We start from the raw sequence: 4,331 nt of genomic DNA, 5'->3' as shown, positions 1-4,331 counted from the left end.
AAGCCTTACTAGTTCCTGCGTGCGATTGCCCAGGAAGCCTTCAGCGTCGAGCTGCCCAAGCAATATGCCGTGGGCATGGTCTTCTTCAACCAGGATCCGGCCAAGGCCGAAGCCGCTCGCGAGAACATGAACCGCGAGATCCTCGCTGAAGGCCTGCAACTGATCGGCTGGCGCAAAGTGCCGATCGACACCAGCGTCCTCGGCCGTTTGGCCCTCGAGCGCCTGCCGCAGATCGAGCAGGTGTACATCGGCGGTGAAGGCCTGAGCGATCAGGACATGGCGGTCAAGCTGTTCAGCGCCCGGCGTCGTTCGTCGGTGGCCAACGCCGCCGACACCGACCACTACATCTGCAGCTTTTCGCACAAGACCATCATCTATAAAGGCCTGATGATGCCGGCCGACCTGGCCGCGTTCTATCCGGACCTGGGTGACCAGCGCCTGCAAACCGCGATCTGCGTGTTCCACCAGCGCTTCTCCACCAACACCTTGCCGAAATGGCCGCTGGCCCAGCCATTCCGCTTCCTCGCCCACAACGGCGAGATCAACACCATCACTGGTAACCGCAACTGGGCGCAGGCCCGTCGGACCAAGTTCAGCAACGATCTGATGGATCTGGAAGAGCTCGGCCCGCTGGTCAACCGTGTCGGTTCCGACTCTTCGAGCATGGATAACATGCTGGAGCTGATGGTCACCGGTGGCATCGACCTGTTCCGTGGCGTGCGGATGATCATTCCGCCAGCGTGGCAGAACGTCGAAACCATGGACCCGGATCTGCGCGCGTTCTACGAGTACAACTCGATGCACATGGAGCCGTGGGACGGCCCGGCCGGCGTGGTCATGACCGATGGTCGCTACGCGGTGTGCCTGCTCGACCGTAACGGTCTGCGTCCGGCGCGCTGGGTCACCACCACCAACGGCTTCATCACCGTTGCGTCGGAAATCGGCGTCTGGAACTACCAGCCGCAGGACGTGATCGCCAAGGGCCGTGTCGGCCCGGGCCAGATTCTCGCCGTGGACACCGAAACCGGGCAGATCCTCGACACCGACGCGATCGACAACCGTCTGAAATCCCGTCATCCGTACAAGCAATGGCTGCGCAAGAACGCTCTGCGCATCCAGGCGACCATGGAAGACAACGACCACGGTTCGGCGTTCTACGACGTCGATCAGCTCAAGCAGTACATGAAGATGTACCAGGTCACGTTCGAAGAGCGCGATCAGGTGCTGCGCCCGCTTGGCGAACAAGGCTACGAAGCCGTGGGCTCGATGGGCGACGACACGCCGATGGCCGTGCTGTCGCAGCGTGTGCGCACGCCGTACGACTATTTCCGCCAGCAGTTCGCCCAGGTCACCAACCCGCCGATCGACCCGCTGCGTGAAGCGATCGTGATGTCGCTGGAAATCTGCCTCGGTGCCGAGCGCAACATCTTCCAGGAATCGCCGGAACACGCCTCGCGCGTGATCCTCAGCTCGCCAGTGATCTCGCCGGCCAAGTGGCGTTCGTTGATGAACCTCGACCGCCCGGGTTTCGAGCGGCAGATCATCGACCTCAACTACGACGAAAGCGTCGGCCTCGAAGCGGCGATCCGCAACGTCGCCGATCAGGCTGAAGAAGCCGTGCGTGCCGGGCGTACCCAGATCGTTCTGAGCGACCGTCATATCGCCCCGGGCAAACTGCCGATCCACGCTTCGCTGGCCACCGGCGCGGTGCACCATCGCCTGACCGAGAAAGGCCTGCGCTGCGATTCCAACATCCTCGTGGAAACCGCCAACGCCCGCGATCCGCACCACTTTGCGGTGCTGATCGGTTTTGGCGCCTCGGCGGTCTATCCGTTCCTGGCCTACGAAGTGCTGGGCGACCTGATCCGTACCGGTGAAGTGCTGGGCGACCTCTACGAGGTGTTCAAGAACTACCGCAAGGGCATCACCAAAGGTCTGCTGAAGATCCTGTCGAAGATGGGCATCTCGACCATCGCCTCGTACCGTGGTGCGCAACTGTTCGAAGCCATCGGCCTGTCCGAAGAAGTGTGCGAACTGAGCTTCCGTGGTGTGCCGAGCCGTATCAAGGGTGCGCGTTTCGTCGACATCGAAGCCGAGCAGAAAGCCCTCGCTACCGAAGCCTGGAGTCCGCGCAAGCCGATCCAGCAGGGCGGTCTGCTGAAGTTCGTCCACGGCGGCGAATATCATGCGTACAACCCGGATGTGGTCAACACCCTGCAAGCCGCCGTGCAGCAGGGCGACTACGCCAAGTTCAAGGAATACACCTCGCTGGTGGACAACCGTCCGGTGTCGATGATCCGCGACCTGTTCAAGGTCAAGACCCTCGACACGCCGCTGGACATCAGTGAAGTCGAACCGCTGGAATCGGTGCTCAAGCGCTTCGACTCCGCCGGTATCTCGCTGGGCGCCCTGTCGCCGGAAGCCCACGAAGCCCTGGCCGAAGCCATGAACCGCCTCGGTGCGCGTTCCAACTCCGGCGAAGGTGGTGAGGATCCAGCACGTTACGGCACGATCAAGAGTTCGAAAATCAAGCAGGTCGCAACCGGCCGTTTCGGTGTCACCCCGGAATACCTGGTCAACGCCGAAGTGCTGCAGATCAAGGTCGCTCAGGGCGCCAAACCGGGCGAGGGCGGGCAACTGCCGGGCGGCAAGGTCAACGGGCTGATCGCCAAGCTGCGTTACGCAGTGCCGGGCGTGACCCTGATTTCGCCTCCGCCGCACCACGACATCTACTCGATCGAAGACTTGTCGCAGTTGATCTTTGACCTCAAGCAGGTCAACCCGAAGGCGCTGGTCTCGGTGAAACTGGTCGCGGAAGCCGGCGTCGGCACCATCGCCGCCGGTGTGGCCAAGGCCTATGCGGACTTGATCACCATCTCCGGCTACGACGGTGGCACCGGTGCTTCGCCGCTGACCTCGATCAAATACGCGGGCGCGCCGTGGGAACTCGGACTGGCTGAAACCCACCAGACCCTGCGCGGCAACGACCTGCGTGGCAAAGTCCGGGTGCAGACCGACGGCGGCCTGAAAACCGGCCTCGACGTGATCAAGGCAGCGATCCTCGGCGCTGAAAGCTTCGGCTTCGGTACGGCGCCGATGATTGCCCTGGGCTGCAAATACCTGCGCATCTGCCACCTGAACAACTGCGCCACCGGCGTCGCGACGCAGAACGAGAAGCTGCGCAAGGATCACTACATCGGTACTGTCGACATGGTGGTGAATTTCTTCACCTACGTCGCCGAAGAAACCCGTGAGTGGCTGGCCAAACTCGGCGTGCGCTCCCTCGAAGAACTGATCGGCCGCACCGATCTGCTGGAAGTCCTCGAAGGCCAGACCGCCAAGCAACACCACCTGGATCTGACCCCGCTGCTGGGCAGCGATCACATCCCGGCGGACAAACCGCAATTCTGCGGCGTTGAGCGCAACCCGCCGTTCGACCAGGGCCTGCTGGCCGAAAAAATGGTCGACATGGCGACCTCGGCGATCAACGACCTCAGCGGCGCCGAGTTCGATCTGGACATCTGCAACTGCGACCGTTCGATCGGCGCGCGGATATCCGGCGAAATCGCACGCAAGCACGGCAATCAGGGCATGGCCAATGCGCCGATCACCTTCCGCTTCAAAGGCACGGCCGGTCAGAGCTTCGGCGTGTGGAACGCCGGCGGTCTGAACATGTACCTGGAAGGCGACGCCAACGACTACGTCGGCAAAGGCATGACCGGCGGCAAACTGGTCATCGTGCCGCCGAAGGGCAGCGTCTATCAGACTCAGAACAGCGCCATCATCGGCAACACCTGCCTGTACGGCGCCACCGGCGGCAAGCTGTTCGCTGCCGGCACCGCAGGCGAGCGTTTCGCCGTGCGTAACTCCGGTGCCCACACCGTCGTGGAAGGCACTGGCGATCACTGCTGCGAGTACATGACCGGTGGTTTCGTCTGCGTCCTGGGCAAGACCGGTTACAACTTCGGCTCTGGCATGACCGGCGGTTTCGCCTACGTGCTCGATCAGGACAACACCTTCGTTGACCGGGTCAACCACGAACTGGTGGAAATCCAGCGGATCAGCGGCGAGGCGATGGAAGCCTACCGCAGCCACTTGCAGAACGTGCTGAACGAGTACGTCAAGGAAACCGAGAGCGAGTGGGGTCGTGAACTCGCCGAGAACCTTGATGACTACCTGCGTCGTTTCTGGCTGGTCAAGCCTAAGGCTGCCAACCTGAAGTCGTTGCTTTCCAGCACTCGTGCCAACCCGCAGTGATATGCGCCTGAAGAGTTTGATGAGGTTTTAACAATGGCTGAACGTCTGAATTACGACGTCCAGTTCATCGATGT

At 62.0% G+C, this 4,331-nt stretch carries 1 pseudogene; it reads left to right on the top strand.

Annotation, left to right across the window (positions count from 1 at the left end):
* Positions 1-4,257, top strand: a pseudogene (gltB, locus tag ACIP8I_RS20335) (glutamate synthase large subunit); the annotation flags it as partial.
* Positions 4,258-4,331: the final 74 nt, after the last annotated feature.

Source organism: Pseudomonas sp. NPDC088414, from assembly GCF_044753325.1.
GTDB lineage: Bacteria > Pseudomonadota > Gammaproteobacteria > Pseudomonadales > Pseudomonadaceae > Aquipseudomonas.
Note: the sequence above shows the minus strand (reverse complement) of the source record. Positions and strands in the feature narration are given on the sequence as shown.